14 protein-coding genes, 2 pseudogenes and 1 riboswitch are annotated in these 19,718 nt (G+C 40.2%); all 16 genes and pseudogenes read left to right on the forward strand.

All coding sequences use genetic code 11. From position 1 onward, the window contains the following. Window positions 1-42: 42 nt before the first annotated feature. Window positions 43-4,403, forward strand: a pseudogene (locus tag N4G44_RS04265) (CusA/CzcA family heavy metal efflux RND transporter). A gap of 201 nt (window positions 4,404-4,604) precedes the next feature. Beyond that, window positions 4,605-5,666 carry an efflux RND transporter periplasmic adaptor subunit gene (locus N4G44_RS04270; RefSeq protein WP_474924760.1) on the forward strand — a complete coding sequence of 354 codons (1,062 nt, stop codon included), beginning with the start codon at window positions 4,605-4,607 and terminating at the stop codon, window positions 5,664-5,666. Window positions 5,667-5,791: 125 nt separating this feature from the next. Continuing rightward, entirely contained in the window at window positions 5,792-6,673 is an 882-nt protein-coding gene (locus N4G44_RS04275) for a bestrophin family protein (RefSeq protein WP_474924761.1), read from the forward strand. A gap of 20 nt (window positions 6,674-6,693) precedes the next feature. After that, window positions 6,694-7,590: a cation diffusion facilitator family transporter gene (locus N4G44_RS04280; RefSeq protein ID WP_474924762.1), complete on the forward strand. Its 897-nt coding sequence runs from the start codon at window positions 6,694-6,696 to the stop codon at window positions 7,588-7,590. 14 nt (window positions 7,591-7,604) lie between these two features. After that, window positions 7,605-8,024, forward strand: a complete 420-nt coding sequence (locus N4G44_RS04285; RefSeq protein ID WP_474924763.1) for a Fur family transcriptional regulator — start codon at window positions 7,605-7,607, stop codon at window positions 8,022-8,024. A 44-nt stretch (window positions 8,025-8,068) separates the two neighbouring features. Beyond that, complete coding sequence (locus tag N4G44_RS04290) at window positions 8,069-10,033, forward strand: heavy metal translocating P-type ATPase (protein WP_474924764.1); 1,965 nt, start codon at window positions 8,069-8,071, stop codon at window positions 10,031-10,033. 249 nt (window positions 10,034-10,282) lie between these two features. Beyond that, window positions 10,283-10,540, forward strand: coding sequence for a hypothetical protein (locus N4G44_RS04295; protein ID WP_474924765.1), 258 nt, complete (start codon window positions 10,283-10,285; stop codon window positions 10,538-10,540). 259 nt (window positions 10,541-10,799) lie between these two features. Beyond that, window positions 10,800-11,075: a YHS domain-containing protein gene (locus N4G44_RS04300; RefSeq protein ID WP_474924766.1), complete on the forward strand. Its 276-nt coding sequence runs from the start codon at window positions 10,800-10,802 to the stop codon at window positions 11,073-11,075. Beyond that, window positions 11,062-11,744, forward strand: a pseudogene (locus N4G44_RS04305) (SCO family protein). Before N4G44_RS04300 ends, N4G44_RS04305 begins: the two are co-directional and overlap by 14 nt. A 177-nt stretch (window positions 11,745-11,921) precedes the next feature. Continuing rightward, a complete protein-coding gene (locus N4G44_RS04310) occupies window positions 11,922-12,596 on the forward strand; it encodes a superoxide dismutase (RefSeq protein WP_474924767.1) in 675 nt (224 codons plus the stop codon). Window position 12,597: 1 nt separating this feature from the next. Then, a complete protein-coding gene (locus tag N4G44_RS04315; protein ID WP_474924768.1) occupies window positions 12,598-12,966 on the forward strand; it encodes a hypothetical protein in 369 nt (122 codons plus the stop codon). A 213-nt stretch (window positions 12,967-13,179) separates the two neighbouring features. Continuing rightward, window positions 13,180-14,007, forward strand: coding sequence for an MbnP family protein (locus N4G44_RS04320; protein ID WP_474924769.1), 828 nt, complete (start codon window positions 13,180-13,182; stop codon window positions 14,005-14,007). 16 nt (window positions 14,008-14,023) lie between these two features. Further along, the gene (locus N4G44_RS04325; protein WP_474924770.1) at window positions 14,024-15,046 is read left to right on the forward strand and encodes a cytochrome-c peroxidase; all 1,023 of its coding nucleotides are present in this window, start codon (window positions 14,024-14,026) and stop codon (window positions 15,044-15,046) included. Then, window positions 15,043-15,999, forward strand: a complete 957-nt coding sequence (locus N4G44_RS04330; protein ID WP_474924771.1) for a transporter — start codon at window positions 15,043-15,045, stop codon at window positions 15,997-15,999. Before N4G44_RS04325 ends, N4G44_RS04330 begins: the two co-directional genes overlap by 4 nt. Before the next feature lie 254 nt (window positions 16,000-16,253). Then, window positions 16,254-16,440, forward strand: a riboswitch (cobalamin riboswitch). 109 nt (window positions 16,441-16,549) lie between these two features. Next, entirely contained in the window at window positions 16,550-18,580 is a 2,031-nt protein-coding gene (locus N4G44_RS04335) for a TonB-dependent receptor (protein ID WP_474924772.1), read from the forward strand. Continuing rightward, window positions 18,577-19,710, forward strand: coding sequence for a YncE family protein (locus tag N4G44_RS04340; protein WP_474924773.1), 1,134 nt, complete (start codon window positions 18,577-18,579; stop codon window positions 19,708-19,710). The genes N4G44_RS04335 and N4G44_RS04340 overlap by 4 nt, the downstream gene beginning before the upstream one ends. Window positions 19,711-19,718 lie beyond the last annotated feature (8 nt).

Below are 19,718 nucleotides of genomic sequence, written 5' to 3' on the forward strand. Positions count from 1 at the left end.
CCGCCGTATGCAGTAATTACCAATTAAAATTAAATACAGATTGTGTTAGATAAAATCATAAAATTCAGTATCAAAAACAAGGTGGTCGTCGGTATTATGACCTTGCTTTTGATCATGTGGGGAGTATGGAGTGCTACAAAACTTCCCATAGATGCCGTTCCCGACATCACCAACAATCAGGTGCAGATCATTACCGCATGTCCTACACTGGCAGGACAGGAAGTGGAACAGCTTGTAACTTTCCCTATAGAACAGAGTATTGCAAACATTCCGGATATCCAGGAAACGAGGAGTATTTCCAGGTTTGGGCTTTCCGTAATCACTGTGGTATTTAAAGAAAATGTGGATGTTTATTTTGCCAGACAGCTAATCAATGAACAGCTGAAACTGGCCGTGGAAGAAATTCCCAAAGGAGTAGGAACACCAGAACTAGCTCCTGTAAGTACCGGTCTAGGGGAAGTATACCAGTACATCCTTCATCCCAAAAAGGGCAGCGAAAAAAATATTCAGCCAAAGAACTCCGTACCATGCAGGACTGGATCGTCCGCAGACAGCTGAACGGAACTCCGGGCGTGGCGGAAATCAACAGCTTTGGAGGAGAATTGAAACAATATGAAGTCGGTATAAACCCGGACCGCCTTAAAGCGATGGGAGTAAGCATTACTGATATTTTTACAGCGTTAGAAAAAAATAACCAGAATACCGGAGGAGCTTATATCGACAAAAAACCAAATGCCTATTTTATCCGGGGAATTGGCCTTGTGGCTTCACTGGAAGACATTAAAAATATTTCCGTAAAAAATGAAACAGGAAGTGTTCCTATATTTATAAAAGATGTCGCAGATGTTCGTCTCGGGAATGCTGTACGTTACGGGGCATTGACTTACGATGGAAAAGTAGATGCAGTAGGTGGCGTAGTCATGATGCTGAAAGGAGCCAACAGTAACGAAGTGGTCAGCCGTATTAAAGCTAAAATCCCGACTATTCAGAAGTCCCTTCCGGATGATGTGGTCATAGAGCCTTTTCTGGACAGAACAGATCTTGTCGGAAGAGCAATTAACACCGTAGAAAAGAATCTTATTGAAGGTGCCTTAATTGTCATTTTTGTACTGGTAGTTTTCCTTGGGAATCTTAGGGCAGGACTTATTGTGGCTTCAGCCATTCCATTGTCACTGCTTTTTGCTTTGGGAATGATGAATGTTTTTGGAGTGAGTGCCAATTTGATGAGCCTTGGAGCAATAGACTTCGGCTTGATCGTAGATGGTGCAGTAATTATTGTGGAAGCCACCTTACATCATTTAGGACTGAGAAAATCCATGCGGACCCTTACCCAAAGTGAAATGGACGAAGAAGTTTTTCTCTCCGCATCGAAGATCAGGAGCAGTGCCGCTTTTGGAGAAATCATCATTCTGATTGTTTACATCCCGATCCTTACTTTAGCCGGTGTGGAAGGTAAAATGTTTACGCCAATGGCTAAAACAGTAGGATTTGCCATTTTAGGAGCATTGATTCTTTCATTGACCTATATTCCGATGATGAGCGCATTGTTCCTGTCTAAAAAGATTTCGCATAAAGAAACTTTCTCAGACAAGATGATGAATTTTCTGCAGAAAATCTATCAGCCTTTGCTTAAGAAAGCAGTTAAAGTAAAATACGTCATTGTATCTGCTACGATTTTCATTTTTATCGTTAGTGCTTTCATTTTCAAAAATATGGGTGGCGAATTTATCCCGCAGCTGCAGGAAGGAGATTATGCATTTCACTGTATCCTGCCACAGGGAAGCTCCCTCAGCCAGAGTATCGAAACCTCTATGCAGGCGTCAAGAATGATCAAACAGTTTGATGAGGTAAAAATGGTTGTCGGGAAAACAGGCTCTGCTGAGGTTCCTACCGATCCTATGCCTCCTGAGGCCTCCGACCTGATCGTTGTTTTAAAACCGCAAAGCGAATGGAAATCCAAAAAGTCATATACAGAACTGGCCGATGAGATCAGTGAAAAATTAGAAGCCATTCCGGGGGTGTTTTTTGAAAAGAACCAGCCGATCCAGATGCGTTTTAATGAGTTGATGACAGGGATCAGACAGGATGTTGCCGTTAAAATTTTTGGCGAAAACCTCGATTCACTGTCTATTTATGCGGATAAAGTTGGAAAAGTAATCCAGACCGTTGATGGTGCAACTGCTCCACAGATTGAAAGAGTAAGCGGGCTTCCACAGATTAACGTAGAATACGACAGAACGAGAATGGCCAATTACGGATTAAATATAGAAGATGTAAACAATGCCGTAAGTACTGCCTTTGCAGGTAAAACGGCCGGCCAGGTTTTTGAAAACGAAAGACGCTTCGACCTTGTGGTCCGTCTCGACAGTCTTCACAGAACCAATATCGATGATGTGAATAATCTAATGATTGCAACAGGAACAGGTACGCAGATTCCGCTTTCCCAGGTAGCTAATGTCAGCTATAAACTGGGGCCGGCACAGATCAGCCGTGAAGAAGGAAAAAGAAGAATTGTAATCGGTTTTAATGTAAAAGGCCGCGATGTACAAAGTGTGGTCAAAGATATTCAGACCAAACTGGACCAGCAGATTAAACTGCCTTCAGGATATTATTTTACGTATGGAGGGCAGTTCGAAAACCTGCAGGAAGCCAGCAAACGCCTCATGATCGCAGTCCCGGTTTCCCTGTTCCTTATTTTTATGCTTTTATATTTCACTTTTCACTCATTTAAACAAGCTGCATTAATTTTTACAGCGATCCCGATGAGTGCCATCGGAGGTATATTTGCCCTTCTTTTGAGGGGTATGCCGTTCAGTATCAGTGCAGGGATCGGATTTATCGCTCTTTTTGGTGTGGCAGTTCTCAACGGAATTGTTTTGATCGGAACCTTTAACCAATTGGAGAAAGATGGCGAAACCAATGTACTGAAAAGAGTATATGAAGGAACAAAGACCAGACTAAGACCCGTTCTCATGACTGCAACAGTAGCTTCATTGGGCTTTCTGCCCATGGCAATTTCTACAGGAGCCGGAGCAGAAGTACAGAAACCTTTGGCCACAGTGGTCATAGGAGGGCTGGTAACTGCTACATTTCTTACCTTATTTGTCCTGCCGATGCTGTATATCATTTTTAATACAAAGATTCCGCGAAAGATGAATAAAATTAAACCGATCATTACAGTTATTGTTCTTGGATTTCTGATGTTAGGACAGACCTTTAAGGCACAGGCCAGGCAGATTTCCGTGGATCAGGCAGTAGAAATGGCTATAGAAAATAATTTGTGGTTAAAATCAAAAGATCTCAGTATAAAATCTGCAGAAGCTCTGAAAGGCACAGCAAAAGAACTTCCCAAATTAAATTTTGAAGCCCAGCTGGGGCAATACAACAGTCCGAAATTCGACCAGTCATTTGCCATCTCGCAAAGCATTCCCTTTCCAACATTATTTAAAGCAAGGAGAGAATTGATTGCAGAAAATATCAAAAGCCGGGAGATCGATAAGGAAATCTCTGTCCATGAACTGACAAAGCAGGTTCGATCCTATTACTACCAGATCGAATATCTTCAGTATAATAAATTCAAACTCAAAGATCTTGACAGCCTTTACCAGGATTTTATCAGAATTGCAACCGTAAGATTTAAAGCGGGAGATATCAAGAAAATTGAAATTAATACAGCAGAAACCCAGAAAGGAGAGATCAGCCTGCTGCTGAGACAGAACGAAGTCTATCTGAATAATGCCTATAAAAACCTGAAGACATTGCTGAATACTTCTGAGGATATTGAAGTTCCTTTAAAAAGTAATTATGAACCTTTGAAATCAGAAAATATTCTCGACAGTTCATCTGTTGCCAATAATCCTTTAGTCAGAGCTTTCTATAACGAGATGGAAATTGCTGAAAAGAATAAAAAAGTTGAAAAATCACAGGGGCTTCCTGAATTCAGCATTGGACTGACCAGCCAGTCACTAATTGGTTTCCATACCAAAAACGGACAGGAGAAATTCTATAATGCCGGTGATCGTTTCAATTCGTTTTCTGTAGGCGTTGCCATTCCTTTGACATTTGGAGCGACAAAAGCAAGAATGCAGTCCCTGGAATATGAAAAACTGGCCGCCGAAACCAATGCAAAAATGAAGCAGAACCAGCTTTCAGCACAGCTTGAAAATGCTTTTGAACAATACCGGCAGGATACACAGCAGTATGAATATTATGTCAGCCAGGCTATTCCTAATGCTGAAAAAATTGTCAAAGCAGCCCAATTAGGCTATAAAACAGGGGAGATTTCTTATGTAGAATATCTTTTTGCCTTGCAGACTGCTACCAATATTCAGTTAAAGTACTTAGAATCCATTCAGCAGGTCAATCAGTCTGTCGTTACCATTAATTCAATCATCAATAAATAACATGAAAATAAAGCACAATATCATATATCTTACCGTCACGGCACTTTTACTTGTAAGCTGTGGAAAAAAGAGGTCCAGACCGGAACGTCCGAAGTAAAAACTGAAAAGTCAGAATCCGGTCATGAAGAAGCTCCTCAGACGATTGCTTCATTAACGGAAGAACAAATCAAATCAGTCGGGATATCCTTAGGACCAGTGGAGATGAAAGAACTGACCTCCACCGTTAAAGCGAACGGCCTTCTGAGGGTTCCCAATAATAATAAGGCAACCATCACTTCCCTGTATGGCGGAGTAATTAAAACCCTGAATGTACAGGTAGGAAGCATCGTAAAAAAAGGGCAGATAATTGCAACTATCGCGAACCCTGAATTTATCCGGTTACAGGAAGAATACTTAACGACAAACAGCAGAATTACCTATGCAGAGCAGGAGTACAGGAGACAGCGTGAGCTTTTTGACAACGATGCCGGAGCAAAGAAAAACCTGCAGAGTTCAGATGCCGAGCTTAAAACCCTGAGAACGAAAAAAGCCTCCCTTCTGAGACAGCTTCAGATGATGGGGATCAGTCCGGGAAAAGTGAATAATGGTAATATGAGATCAGGACTGGTGATTACAGCACCGATCAGCGGAACGGTCAGCAGCATTTCAGCACAGATCGGAAGCTATGTAGATGTTTCGTCACCCGTGGCAGAAATTATTGATAACAATTCTATCCATCTGGATCTTCAGGTTTTTGAAAAAGATCTTCCTAGAATGAGAGTAGGGCAGATCGTCCATTTCAAACTGACCAACAATCCTGAAACCGAATATGATGCAATGGTTTACAGTGTGGGCTCCTCATTTGAAAACGAAAGCAAAACTGTTTCGGTGCATGGTACAGTGACCGGGAATAAAGCAGGCCTTATCGATGGAATGAATATTACCGGAATTGTCAGTTTAGATAAAAATACCACACCCGCCGTTCCCAATGAAGCCATTGTAGAAGCAGACGGGAAATATTATGTGTTTGTTCAGACAGATAAAAAAGCGGAAGTACATGAAGAAGAGGAAGAGGCTGCATATGATAAAAAAGAGGGAAAGGAACCTAAACACGAACAAAAGACCATCAATTTTGAAAAGGTAGAAGTGGTAAAAGGAACTTCAGATATGGGGTACACGGCAATTACTCCTGTAAAAGCAATTCCTGCCGGTGCTAAAATAGTAGTGAAAGGAGCGTTTTTTGTTAATGCTAAGCTTTCCAATTCTGGGGATCACGGGCATTAACAGGAAATGATAAGCAATTTATAAGAACAGGCCGGAAGAGGTGCCGATTTTTATGCCTAAATTAGAGGGGTTTACGGTACATTTTCAGAGTCAGAATAAGAAACATTCTAATATATCATTCAGTTATGCTGCTAAACAAGAAAATATCCATCTGGTATTTCATCCGTGAAATAAGATCTCAGATCCTGTTTATGGCAATATTTGCTGTATCCATAGGACTATTAGACCTGCTCCCATGGTTTCGGAAAATTTCGCTTCCCCTTAATATTCCGGCACTGTTGGGAACAGCCGTATCATTACTGCTGGCATTCCGTACTTCCCAATCCTACGAAAGATGGTGGGAAGCCAGAACAGTCTGGGGTGCGATAGTGAATGATTCCAGAACACTGATGAGGCTCGTTATCCAGTTTTTTCCGGCAGGAGAAGATAAAATTATAAAAGAATTTGCACAAAGACAGATCATCTGGACCTATGCCCTTGGTGAATCTCTGAGAAGACTGCCTTTTTCAGATAAGGTTCAAAACTATCTGGATCAGCATCAGATCAAAGCTGCCAATGTTCCGAATGCACTTCTTGATGCCCATTCCCAACAACTTAAAGAGACTACATCTTCAAAAGGATTAACAGACTTTCAGCAAATGCAGCTGAATGACATCATCACCAGACTCTGTGACAGTATGGGAAAATGTGAAAGACTTAAGAATACGGTTTTCCCAAGATCTTACAGTATTTTGCTGCATACCCTGATCTATGTTTTTGCCGCCATCCTTCCTTTTGGTCTGGATGATTCCCAGCTGGTTGTTGAAATATTAATAACTTTCCTTATTCCGGTCATGTTTCTTGCGATAGAAAAAACATCCATCATCATGCAGGATCCTTTTGAAAACGGACCTGTAGATACCCCTGTGACCGCATTGGCGCAGACCATTGAAATCAATATTAAACAAATGACAGGAGATCAGAATATACCTGTTAAAAAAGAAAATGCTTTGTATTACGAAATGTAATCACTTAAAATTCAGAAAACATGGAAGAAATAAAAATACAAACGGGTTCACCGGCCAGCAGACACAAAAAGAACTTACTCTTTGTCCTGTTGTTAAGCGGAGCCTATATGGTCGCTGAGGTGATTGGCGGTCTTATTACCCAAAGTCTTGCCCTGATGGCAGATGCAGCGCATATGCTGACTGATGTTGTGGGATTGCTTCTGGCATTTATCGCCATCAAAATAGGAGAAAGAAAAGCAGATGCTTCCAAAACATTCGGGTATTACCGGACAGAGATATTGGCAGCAGTCATCAATGCAGTGGTATTATTGGGAATTTCGCTTTACGTATTGTATGAAGCTTACCAAAGATTTCAGAATCCTCCGGCTGTTCAGAGTAAAACCATGCTGATTGTAGCCGGAATAGGACTGGTAGTGAACCTTATCGGAATGATGATCCTGAGAAAAGATTCAGAAGGAAGTCTGAACATGAAAGGCGCCTATTTTGAAGTACTTTCTGATATGCTTACCTCTGTTGGAGTGATGATTGCAGGTGTTATTATGCTGACGACAGGCTGGTATTACGCAGACCCGATTATTTCTGCGGTTATCGGGCTTTTGATTTTTCCAAGAACATGGCGTTTGTTGAAAGAAGCTGTCAATGTTCTGCTGGAAGGAACTCCAAAAGATGTTGATATTCATCAGCTCCGTCGGTCATTAGAAAAAATTCCGGGTGTAGAAGGAGTTCATGATCTTCACGTATGGTCGCTGACCTCAAGTGTAAATGCAATGAGCGCTCACATCGTGAAAGATAAGGATACAGGGCAGAATCAGTTGCTTAAAACCTTAACGGAAGTTACAACAGAAAATTTTAAAATTTCTCATACCACTTTTCAGATTGAAGAAGAAGGTTATGAAGAACAGGAAGTACACCTTTAAAAATAATGATAAACATGAAAAAAGATATAGAAACCAAACTCATCGATAAAAATACCAAGCCAACAAGCATGAGGATTCTGGTATATGATTTTTTAAGTACACAGGAAGCTGCCCTTTCACTCTCGGAAGTTGAAAGCCATTTTGACAATGCGGACAGAACAACCATTTACCGTACTTTGAAAACTTTCGAAGAAAAAGGAATAGTCCACAGCATCCAGGAAAATACCACTACAAAATATAAATTATGTGATGACGGCTGTGATGAGAAAACACACAAAGACTGGCACCTGCATTTTTACTGCAAAATATGCAAACAGACCACCTGCCAGGAAGATATTTCCTTCCCTGAAAATGTTCAGACCAATTTCAGAATAGATGAAATAAGGCTCTTTGCCAAAGGAATCTGTGAGAACTGCCTTGAAAGTTTGCAATAGTATTGCATTGAGTATACCCTTAATTTTACATCAAAATAGTATTTATGGAAGAATGTTGTAGCACAAAACCTAAAAATAAAGAACCTCATAAACATCATCATTCCGAAGGAGACGGTCACGACCACTCCCATGATACAGGAGATAAAACAACCTTTCAGCTGTTTCTTCCTGCTATAATATCTTTCGTGCTGTTGCTGATAGGAATAGCATTAGACAATTATATAAAAACCGAATGGTTTACAGGGTGGGTACGATTAGTATGGTATCTGGCAGCTTATGTTCCTGTAGGTCTTCCGGTTTTGAAGGAAGCTTATGAAAGTATTCTCCAGGGAGATGTCTTTTCCGAATTTTTCCTGATGGGAATTGCCACAGTAGGAGCATTTGCAATCGGTGAATATCCCGAAGGTGTGGCTGTGATGCTCTTTTACTCTGTGGGAGAAGTATTTCAGGGAATGGCTGTTACAAGAGCCAAAGGAAACATTAAAGCATTGCTGGATCAGCGGCCTGATGAGGTAACTGTAATGGAAGGCAGCCAGCCAAGAACCATTAAAGCCAAAGAAACCAAAATAGGAGATATTATTCAGCTGAAGCCTGGTGAGAAATTGGCTCTTGATGGCGAACTGATCACTGAATCTGCGTCATTCAATACCGCTGCTCTTACCGGTGAAAGTAAACCGGACACTAAAACAAAAGGCGAAATCGTACTGGCCGGGATGATCAATATGAACAGCATGGCTCTAGTAAAAGTGACTACAGCCTATGAAGACAGCAAGCTGAGCAAAATTTTGGAAATGGTCCAGAATGCTACTGCTCAAAAAGCCCCGACTGAATTATTCATCAGAAAATTTGCAAAAGTATATACGCCAATTGTTGTATTTCTGGCGATAGGAATCTGTCTGCTGCCTTTCTTTTTTGTAGATGATTATGTGTTCAGAGATTGGTTGTACAGAGCCTTGATCTTCCTGGTGATTTCATGTCCCTGTGCATTGGTGATCTCCATTCCGTTGGGATATTTCGGGGGAATTGGGGCAGCGAGCAGAAACGGGATTTTATTTAAAGGAAGTAATTTCTTAGACAGCATCGCGGAAATCCGGAATGTGGTGATGGATAAAACCGGAACTATGACGGAAGGCGTGTTCAAGGTACAGGAAGTAAGCATTAAACCTGAATTCAATAAAGACGAAATCCTGAAACTGGTCAATACCCTCGAAAGCAAAAGTACCCACCCTGTAGCCACAGCGATCCACAATTACGCAGGTGAGATCGATCATTCTGTTCCCCTGGAAAATGTGGAAGAAATTGCAGGACATGGTTTAAAAGCCTCCGTTAATGGAAAAGAATTGCTGATAGGTAATTTTAAGCTGATGGATAAATTCAGTATCACCTATGATATCAACCATGCTAATATTGTGTATACACTCATCGCCATAGCTTATGATAAAAAGTTTGCAGGCTATATCACCATTGCAGACAGTATTAAAACAGATGCAAAAGAAACCGTTGAAAGTCTTCACAGAATGGGTGTAAAAGCCACCATGCTCAGCGGGGATAAAAGTACCGTTGTCAAATATGTGGCAGATCAACTGGGTATAGACAATGCTTTCGGAGATCTTTTACCCGAAGACAAAGTGAATAAAGTAAAAGAGATCAAAGCAAAAAATCAAACCGTTGCCTTTGTAGGAGATGGTGTGAATGATGCCCCGGTAGTTGCGCTCAGCGACGTAGGAATTGCCATGGGCGGGCTCGGAAGCGATGCCACGATTGAAACCGCAGATGTCGTTATTCAGGACGATAAACCAAGCAAAATCCCAATGGCGATCAATATCGGTAAACAGACCAAAAAGATCGTTTGGCAGAATATTGTTCTGGCCTTTGCGGTAAAAGCTGTTGTTTTAGTCCTTGGAGCCGGAGGCCTAGCAACCATGTGGGAAGCTGTATTCGCGGATGTCGGAGTAGCGATGCTGGCCATCTTAAATGCGGTGAGGATTCAAAGTATGAAGTTTAATTAGGGGGCAGATGGTAGGTTGCAGGTAGCAGGTGCCTAAAAATAAAACACCCAAACCTTATAGATTTCCAAAATCTATAAGGTTTTTCATTTAAAAAAACTGCACAACCACCACAATCCGGAAGAGAAAGAAAAACTCAAAACCTCGTATCCCGAAATCCGTATTCGCTCAATGAAAAATAATCAATGACATTCATCATAAATAATGCATAAACCCAATTTGAGTAGTATATTTGTAAAACAGAACTGATCATTGAGATTTTTAATTTCCATATTCATCATTTTTACCATTGCATTACGTCCGGTTTTGCCATTGATCAACTATGCGGTGAATTATGATTATATTGTGAAAAACCTCTGTGAGAACAGAAAGATTCCTCAGTCTACTTGTAAAGGGAAATGCTATGTCAGCAAAGAACTGGCTAAAACGGAAAAGCAATCCAATAATTCCCAAACAATAAAAATAGGAGGACTGGATGTTTTCGTTTCCAACGATATCCTTTCTTTTTAGGACAGGAAGAATCTGATCCTGAAAGAGAAGTCAAATATTCAGATTACACCAATGATCATCACTCAGAATATTTTGCACGGATATTCCATCCTCCGTTGGTGTAATTTTTCAACTATTCTTTTAGTTTTTTCTCAAAGTGTCTTCGTTTTTATGACCACATGTTGTTTTTAAAGCAATGGATGGTAAAAACGGTGTTTATCTTTGTGTTAAAAATTAATTTACACATTTATAATATTATCAATTTCAATTTACCATCAAAATGAAATCAAAAATTATTTTGACTGCATTATTGTCAGTTTCATTATTCGCCTGTGGCCAGGAAACCCCTAAAGTAAAGCATAAAAAGAGTACTGCCTCTTCAAAATTGACAGCTAAGAAAGTAAAATTTGCTAATGCGGAAGATCCTATCTGCCACATGAAAACAGAAGATGATATGAAAGATACTGTAGTTTATAAAAATAAAACGTACGGTTTTTGCAGTAGCTACTGTAAGGACGAGTTCAAGAAAAATCCTGAGAAATATGCCCAAAAATAACAAGACCAAAAACGGAGCAAAGAGAAAGGTAATTATTCCGATTGCGGTTTTTGCTCTGCTGTTTCTGGGAATAGGGGTTGGAATGGGATATTTTAAGAAAAACCTGTACACCGTAATGAAGGTTCCCGATTTTGAACTCACCGACCAGAACAATAAAAAAATCACCAATAAAGATATGCTGGGAAAAGTATATCTGGTAGAGTTTTTCTTTAGCAGATGTCCTACGATTTGTCCTGTGATGAACCGTAACATGAGATTTATCGAAGATGAGATAAACAGCCCGGAATTCGGGATCATTTCCATTAGCATTGATCCGGAAAACGATACTCCTGCCGCATTGAAAGAACATGCTAAAAGCGTAGGGGCAAAATCCCCGGACTGGCATTTTCTTACAGGAAACAGAGATTATATCGGGAAACTGGCAGACCAGTTCAATATCTATGTAGGTGATAAGGAAGACGACAGCGAAAGCCTGAACCACAGCGGAATGATCGCTTTGGTAGATAAGGAAGGAAACATCCGTTGCCGATACAATAAAGATCATATGCCGATCCTGTATTATTCCGGATTGAATTATGAAGATCCAGAGGGAAAACTCCGAAGCTTAACGGAAAATACCATCCTGACCGGGAAATCCTGATCGAGGATATTAAAAAATTGTTGAAATAGAATAAAGATTGGGTGATGGAAGGTTGAAGCTGGAAGTTACTGATGAGGTAATTATTGGTGGCAGCCATTTATTTTAAATGGAGTAGAGCAGTTTTGACTTAATAGCTTCCTCCTCCCATCCTCCATCTTCCTTTCTGTAATTAAAAAAATATTGTTAAACCATAAAAACAAAACGTTATGAAGATTTTGAAAATAGCAGCTTTAAGTGCTGTATTTGCCGCACAGTTCGCTTTTGCACAGTTTAAGCAGACACCGCTTCCTTATGCATACAATGCGCTGGAAGGTTCGATAGATGCACAGACTATGGAAATTCACTATTCAAAGCATGCAGCTGCCTACGTAGCCAATTTGAATAAAGCCATTGCAGGTACACCTCAGGAGAAGCAGACCTTGTTCCAGATCCTTTCAGGAGTTTCTAAACTTACACCGGCGGTAAGAAACAATGCGGGTGGACATTACAACCACGAGCTTTTCTGGACGGTTCTTACCCCTGTAAAAGATACCAAGCCTTCTGAAAAACTGGCTAAAGCCATTACTGAAACTTTCGGAAGCATGGATGCATTCAAAGAAAAGATCAGCAAAGCAGGTGCAGACCGTTTCGGTTCAGGATGGGCATGGCTTTCTGTGGATAAGAACGGGAAACTGTTTGTATCTTCTACCCCTAATCAGGATAATCCTTTAATGGATGTGGTGGAAGAAAAAGGAACACCCATCTTAGGAATTGACGTTTGGGAACACGCTTATTACCTGAAATACCAGAACAAAAGAGCAGACTATCTTACTGCTATCTGGAATGTGCTTAACTGGAAAGAAGTAAGCAGAAGATATGATGAAGCGATAAGCAAAAAATAACATGAACTTAGTTTGCAGCATATTCCTCACCCTTTACATGGTATTCAGACCTCTGGTTCCATTGATGGAGTATGCTGTAAATTATGATTATATTTCCACCGTTCTCTGTATCAACAAAAGCAAGCCGGAACTCCGTTGCAACGGGAAATGCTACCTAAGTAAAGAGCTTGCAAAGACGAACGATTCCGATTCTTCGCCTTTAAACAAAACCAAAAACTCAGGACAGAAAATTCTTGACATCTGTACCCTTCCTGAAATTACATCGGTTCAAAATACAGAAAGATTTTCTTTGCTCCATTTCGATTTTCTCTACGAAACAGCCTATTCTTTTCTGTTTCTGAAACACATTTTTAAACCACCGGTTTTTTAAGTCCAATTTTAATCATTACAAAACCACAAAGAAAAGTTCATATAATTTGAAAATCAAAGATTTTCAAAACTTAAGTGTTCTTCTATGCAGTTTTCAATACACTTTAAATAACTAAAGTGTTAAAAAACTTTTGCCCCTTTTGTGGTTAAAAAATTTGAATGTTCAGTCATTCAAAAACATTTCTATTTCAAAAATTCAACTTAAAAAATCAAAATGAAAATCTATAAATTTTTATCATTATTCTTTATTGCCTTTAGCATATTTACTTTATCCTCATGTCAAAACAGCGATGACGATGATCCACAGGATACTTCAACAGGAAATCTTCAGATCAAATTTGAAAACGGATTCAATAATTTGGGTGACATTGTATTAAACCAAACGGTACAAACCTCAGCAGCCGGGCAGAAGCATAACTTTTCAGACCTGAAATATATTATCAGCAATATCACACTGATTGACGAGAGCGGAAAAGAATTCAAATACAATGAAAATAATCCCGACAAAGGTGCTTTCATCATAGATCAGGCCGATGCCGTTGCAGGTATTGTCTACATCGATCTTAATGGTATTCCTAAAAACAATTATAAGAAAGTGAAATTCGGACTGGGAATCAGCCAGAATGCTTACCTGCTGGGGCAGGAAGGGCAGGCGGAATTCTGGACAAAAGCCAAACAGAAAGGAATGTCCTGGTCTTGGGCAGCCGGATATGTTTTTGTAAAACTGGAAGGGAAGTATGGCAATAATGCAGCAGATACAGAATTCATGAATCATACCGGAAACATGGGAAATGTTACGGCTAATAATACCCCGGACCTTTACCGTGAAATTACGTTGAATCTCCCTACAACGGCCAGAGTAACATCTCAGATAAAACCTTCCATCCACATTCTTGCAGATCTTAACCAGTTTCTGAGCGGAAGCAAGACCCTTTCTCTTACTACAGAAAATAACATGATGATGGGCTCCAGCCAGCATCTGGTGGATGTTACCAATAACCTTACAGCCATGTTTAAAGTAGATCATGTTCACAATGACTAGGATTGTATTAAAAATAATGTTGGTTGTCATTCCCTTGTGGGCTTGCCCGTCCTGTTCAGATGAGGTCATCCAGCCACTGGAAAAAGATGAGGCCTATTCCCTCAGTTTTCCCTCCTATTTCCCTGAAATGACCTTTGATGCCTCCGGTAATCCCGTAACCAAAAATGGGGTAGAGTTGGGCAGAAAATTGTTTTATGAAGGAAGACTTTCCAGGAACAATACCATCTCATGCGGTTTCTGCCATATTCAGGAAAATGCTTTTACGCATCATGGTCATACAGTAAGCCACGGAGTGGATGACAGGATTGGAATCCGTAATGCACCGCCCATTCAAAATATGGCATTTCTCAAAAGGTATATGTGGGACGGAGTGATCCATAACCTGAACGAACAACCCATCAGCCCGATCACAGACGTAAATGAAATGGATAGTTCAATGCCTGAAATCATTTCAAAACTGAAAGCAGATCAGAAGTATAAAAAGCTTTTCGCAGCGGCTTATGGTGATGAGAATATAACGGGGGAAAGAGTACTGAAAGCGCTGTCACAGTTTATGGCAAGTATGATCTCTGCAGATTCCAAATATGACAGGGTTAAACAGGGAAAGGAAATATTTACTTCGGAAGAATCCAAGGGAATGGAGCTTTTTCAGCAGAAATGCAGCTCATGCCACAGTGGGGAACTATTTACCGATGAGAGTTTCAGGAATACAGGAATGTATTACAACACCCAGTTTAAAGATGCGGGACGTTACCGGGTAACCCTTGATCAGAAGGACTGGATGAAATTTCGTGTGCCAAGCCTGAGAAATATAGAATATACGGCTCCATACATGCACGATGGAAGATTTTATACACTCGAAGCAGTTCTTAATTTCTATTCGGATCAAGTAGAAGATAATCCCAACCTTGATCCGCAGCTGAAACAGAACGGACATACCGGAATTGCGATGAATACACAGGAAAAGCAGTTTATCATTGCTTTCTTGAAAACCTTATCCGATAAAACCTTTATTTCTAATCCAAAATTTGCAGAATGAACATTATGAATCTGAAAAAAATAATTTTTATACTAAGTTTAGCTGTATCGGTTGTCTGTCAGGCTAAAACCATTAATGACAGCCTTTACATTGCACCTGATATTAACAGAATTCTGCTGTATGACTGTGATGCCTGCGGGTGTGCAGCAGGAAACGGTTCCTCCGGCTTTGAGTCCTTACTGAATCCCCAGTTTATAGGGATCAAATATTTTGCACAGCACTATAAAGCCAAAGAAAACCTTTTTGTAAAAGATCATACACAGGATCAGTACTTCAATACCCTGCAGGTTTGGGGTAAAATTCCATTGACTGAAAAACTGAGTGTCTACGCCAGTCTGCCATTTCATTTTCATGAAAAGAAAACCATGCAGGGTGATATTAATATCAGCGGTATCGGAGATCTGAACCTGATGGGAATCTACCGGATCATAAGTTCAAAAGATAATTTTCATCAGCTTAATGGCGGTTTAGGGGTGAAAATTCCTTTGGGGAAATTTGATGAGAAAGGAGCCTCCGGTGTCAATCCAAGTTTTCAGCTCGGAACAGGAAGCTGGGATTATCAGGCTGCTCTGAACTATAAATTCCAGAAAAACAAACTGGCTGTACTCGTCAATACAGATTATACCATAAAAACTGAAAACAAAAAAAACTACCGGTTCGGAAACCAATGGAATTATGCAGCAACAGGTTTTTACCAGCTTACAGGAAATAAAAATACTATTTTTTCTGCCAAAGCCGGACTTCAGGGTGAAGTTTATGATCAGAACAAACAGTTTGACGAAGTTTTACCCAACACGGCAGGAAGTGCTTTGTATGGAAAACTCGGTTTTGAGGCATCCTATAAAAAATTCAGTCTGGGAAGTGAAGTAATGCTCCCTGTTTACTCCCATCTGGCCGGTGGCGATATTGAAGCGAAATCCAGGTTCAGTGTCTTTATCAATTTTGGAATTTAAGGAATGGTGGCTTCGAGAGCCTCAGCCACCATTGCCGGAAAAATAAGTATATGTTATAATTTGAAATATTGTTTTTTTATTATCCTTAAGGTTTATAGTTTCTTTATTCTTAAGATCGAATAGCTTCCATGTGGTGGCTGAGGTTCTCGAAGCCACCGTTAGCCAATCAACCCAGCGACTGAAATTCTGAAGTTGCTGGGTTTTGTTGCTGAAAATCATTTTGTTGAATCGATTTTGATTCTATGAAGAATTTTCTATCTTTGCCGCAATCTGGTGCGCTGTAAAAAGCACTTAAAAGGGAATCCGGTGAAAATCCGGAACAGACCCGCTGCTGTAAGCTCCACATCAAAGTTTTTGAAGAGTATATCCACTGTTTTTTTTAATGGGAAGGATTTCAAAAACGGAGTAAGTCAGAAGACCTGCCGGAGGATGAACGTTTGATGCTTTCGTGGAATAAAGCTTAGGACAACAAGGATTCTGTGCAGTGACAGCTGTGCTTTATCTTTGCTATCTTATATCCATTAGCGTCTACATTATTCTAAACGAGCTAATGGTCAGAAAACTTAGTTTTTCACAGTTTCAGAAAGTTGTTATCACAATATTTGTGGCAGCATTTCAGCTTCTGTTCTCACAATCCGGCGACAGTATCCGGGAAAAAACGATTCTTCCGATTCAGATTTACAAAAAAGATTTTAAAGAAATTCTTCCTGCCCAGATCCTTTCCGGCGAACAGCTGGAAAGACTGAACAGCCAGTCGGTGGCCGATGCTTTACGGTATTTCTCAGGAGTTCAGATCAAAGATTATGGGGGAATGGGCGGTCTGAAAACGGTGAATATCCGGAGTATGGGTAGCCAGCATGTGGGCGTTTTCTACGATGGGATACAGCTTGGGAATGTTCAGAACGGAATTGTGGATCTTGGAAAGTTTTCACTGGACGATCTTGAAGCTATTTCTTTATACAACGGCCAGAAAAGTGAAATTTTTCAGCCGGCAAAAGACTTCGGATCTTCAGGATCTATTTATCTTCAGCCTAAAATACCTGTTTTTAAAGGAGATATTAAAACGAACTTAACGCTAAAATTAAAATTAGGCTCTATCAGTTTATTTAATCCTTCCTTTCGTTTGGAACAGAAGATTTCGGATAAAGTCTCGGCAAGTTTCAGTTCGGAGTTTGTGCAGAGTGACGGATTGTATAAGTTTAAATACGAAAAGAAAAATTCTGACGGATCTGTTGCCAATGATACCATTGCCAGAAGATATGATTCTTACATCCGTGCGAAACGTTTTGAAACTGCTTTAAACGGGACCATTAATGACGGAAGCTGGAGTGTACGGGGTTACGGCTATATTTCCGATCGTGGAGTTCCCACTGCTATTGTTAATAATAACTTCGGGCCGAAAGGTCAGCAGATGCTGGATGAAAACTATTTTGTTCAGGCCGGTTTCCGAAAAAAGCTGTTCCCCAAATTCGAAACCCAGTTCAAGGCTAAATTTGCTTACGACTATACCCGGTTTTTAGATACGGTGAATGTGGCAACAACCGTTCTGCCGATAGATAATTCTTATGTTCAGAGGGAACTCTATTTTTCCAATTCAAATATTTATTCTATTCATAAAAACTGGGATGTAAGTGCAAGTTTTGATTTCCAGTATAATAATCTGAATGCCAGTCTGAGGGATTTCTCTTTTCCTACCCGCTATACTTCACTCATTGCCTTTGCTTCAACCTATCAGTGGAACCGGTTGAAATTTTTAGGAAGCGTTCTGGGAACTTTCGTACATGAAGAAGTAAAAATGAATGCAAAATCTCCGGATAAAACCGAATGGACACCTTCAGCCTTCCTGAGTTATCAGCCTTTTGAATCCAAAGACCTTACCGTGAGGGCCTTCTACAAAAGAGTGTTCAGGATGCCTACTTTCAATGATCTCTATTACACAATGATCGGCAATGTAATGCTGAAACCTGAATACACCAACCAATATGATGTAGGCTTTACCTACCAGAAACTTTATGACCGTAAATTTTTTAAAGGAATATATATCAAAGTGGATGGCTATTATAATGAAGTAGAAAACAAGATTATTGCTGTTCCTACCACCAATCTGTTCAGATGGATGATGACCAATTTAGGCGAAGTAAAAATCATCGGGGCAGATGTGAATCTTCAGGCTGAGTTTGATATCCATAATGTGAGGCTGAAACCCTTGGTGAGCTATACTTATCAGCGTGCCGGAGATTATACCGATAAAAAAGAAGATTACTACGGTGACCAGATTTCCTATGTGCCGTGGCATGCTGCAACCTTTACCATGATGGCGGATTATAAAGACTGGAGCTTCAATTACAGCTTTGTATACACCGGAGAACGTTACGATGCACAGCTGAATAATATCCGGGCCAATTATCTGCAGCCCTGGTACACCCATGATTTATCCGTTCAGAAAAAATTCAACTGGCATTCCCATCAGTTCAAAGCCAGTTTTGAGGTCAATAACGTGCTTGATCAATATTATGACGTGGTCAGGAATTATCCGATGCCCGGAAGAAATTTTAAACTTATTGTAAGCTTTACATTATGAAAAAACTAAACTTTTGCCTGCTGGCATTTGCTCTTTTGATTCTGTTCTCGTGCCGGACAGACGATTATGTGGTTCCTTCGGAAACGAAAGGCGTAAGTAGCGGTGAAGATACTCCCGTTAAAGGATTTTATCTTCTGAATGAAGGAAATATGGGCAGCAACAAATGTACGCTCGATTATTTCGATTATGCTACAGGAACTTACCGCAAGAATATTTATGGAGAAATCAATCCGAATGTGGTAAAGGAGCTTGGAGATGTGGGAAATCATATCATGATCTACGGAAGCAAAATGTACGTCGTTGTCAATGTTTCCAATAAAATTGAAGTGCTGGAAGCAAAAACAGCCAAACGGATCAAAACCATACAGCTTCAGAACTGTCGTTATCTTGCTTTTAAAGGCAATAAAGTCTATGCCAGCAGCTATGCAGGACCTGTTGAGCTGAATCCCAACTCCCCACCCGGAAAAGTAGTGGAAATAGATACAACTTCACTTGCTATTGAAAGACAGGTAGTGGTAGGTTATCAGCCTGAGGAAATAGAAGTGATGGGAGATCAGCTTTTTGTCGCTAATTCCGGAGGATACAGGTTCCCGAATTATGATAAAACGGTCTCTGTTATCAACCTTAATACATTCACGGAAACCAAAAAAATTGATGTAGCTATTAATCTTCACCGTATTAAAAAGGATAACTATGGAGATCTGTATGTGAGTTCCAGAGGAGATTATTACAATATTCCATCAAGCCTGTTTCTGGTGGATGCCGCTACAGGAACAGTGAAAAAAGATTTCCATGTTGCAGTGAGCGGAATGACGATCGTAAAGGACAAACTGTACTATTACGGGAATGAATTTAATTACAATACCCATACTTACGTCAAAACCTTCGGAATCATCGATGTCAAGACAGAGCAGGTCATTGCGAATAAAATCATAGACCAGCAATATGCTGATGAGATTAAAGCTCCTTACGGAATTGCAGTAAACCCTTACACCGAAGATATCTATCTGACGGATGCAAAAAACTACGTGACAACCGGTTACGTATACTGCTTCGATAAAACCGGAAAATTCAAATGGAAAACGGAAGGCGGAAATATCCCTGCTCATTTTGCTTTTTTATATAAATAATCAGATCA

Source organism: Chryseobacterium sp. GTID13, assembly GCF_056172655.1.

Excerpts from the sequence above, each read along its gene's own strand:
- N4G44_RS04270 (WP_474924760.1), top strand. The coding sequence starts at position 4,605 with ATGAAAGAACTGACCTCCACCGTTAAAGCGAACGGCCTTCTGAGGGTT.
- N4G44_RS04275 (WP_474924761.1), top strand. The coding sequence starts at position 5,792 with ATGCTGCTAAACAAGAAAATATCCATCTGGTATTTCATCCGTGAAATA.
- N4G44_RS04280 (WP_474924762.1), top strand. The coding sequence starts at position 6,694 with ATGGAAGAAATAAAAATACAAACGGGTTCACCGGCCAGCAGACACAAA.
- N4G44_RS04285 (WP_474924763.1), top strand. The coding sequence starts at position 7,605 with ATGAAAAAAGATATAGAAACCAAACTCATCGATAAAAATACCAAGCCA.
- N4G44_RS04290 (WP_474924764.1), top strand. The coding sequence starts at position 8,069 with ATGGAAGAATGTTGTAGCACAAAACCTAAAAATAAAGAACCTCATAAA.
- N4G44_RS04300 (WP_474924766.1), top strand. The coding sequence starts at position 10,800 with ATGAAATCAAAAATTATTTTGACTGCATTATTGTCAGTTTCATTATTC.
- N4G44_RS04310 (WP_474924767.1), top strand. The coding sequence starts at position 11,922 with ATGAAGATTTTGAAAATAGCAGCTTTAAGTGCTGTATTTGCCGCACAG.
- N4G44_RS04315 (WP_474924768.1), top strand. The coding sequence starts at position 12,598 with ATGAACTTAGTTTGCAGCATATTCCTCACCCTTTACATGGTATTCAGA.
- N4G44_RS04320 (WP_474924769.1), top strand. The coding sequence starts at position 13,180 with ATGAAAATCTATAAATTTTTATCATTATTCTTTATTGCCTTTAGCATA.
- N4G44_RS04325 (WP_474924770.1), top strand. The coding sequence starts at position 14,024 with ATGTTGGTTGTCATTCCCTTGTGGGCTTGCCCGTCCTGTTCAGATGAG.
- N4G44_RS04330 (WP_474924771.1), top strand. The coding sequence starts at position 15,043 with ATGAACATTATGAATCTGAAAAAAATAATTTTTATACTAAGTTTAGCT.
- N4G44_RS04335 (WP_474924772.1), top strand. The coding sequence starts at position 16,550 with ATGGTCAGAAAACTTAGTTTTTCACAGTTTCAGAAAGTTGTTATCACA.
- N4G44_RS04340 (WP_474924773.1), top strand. The coding sequence starts at position 18,577 with ATGAAAAAACTAAACTTTTGCCTGCTGGCATTTGCTCTTTTGATTCTG.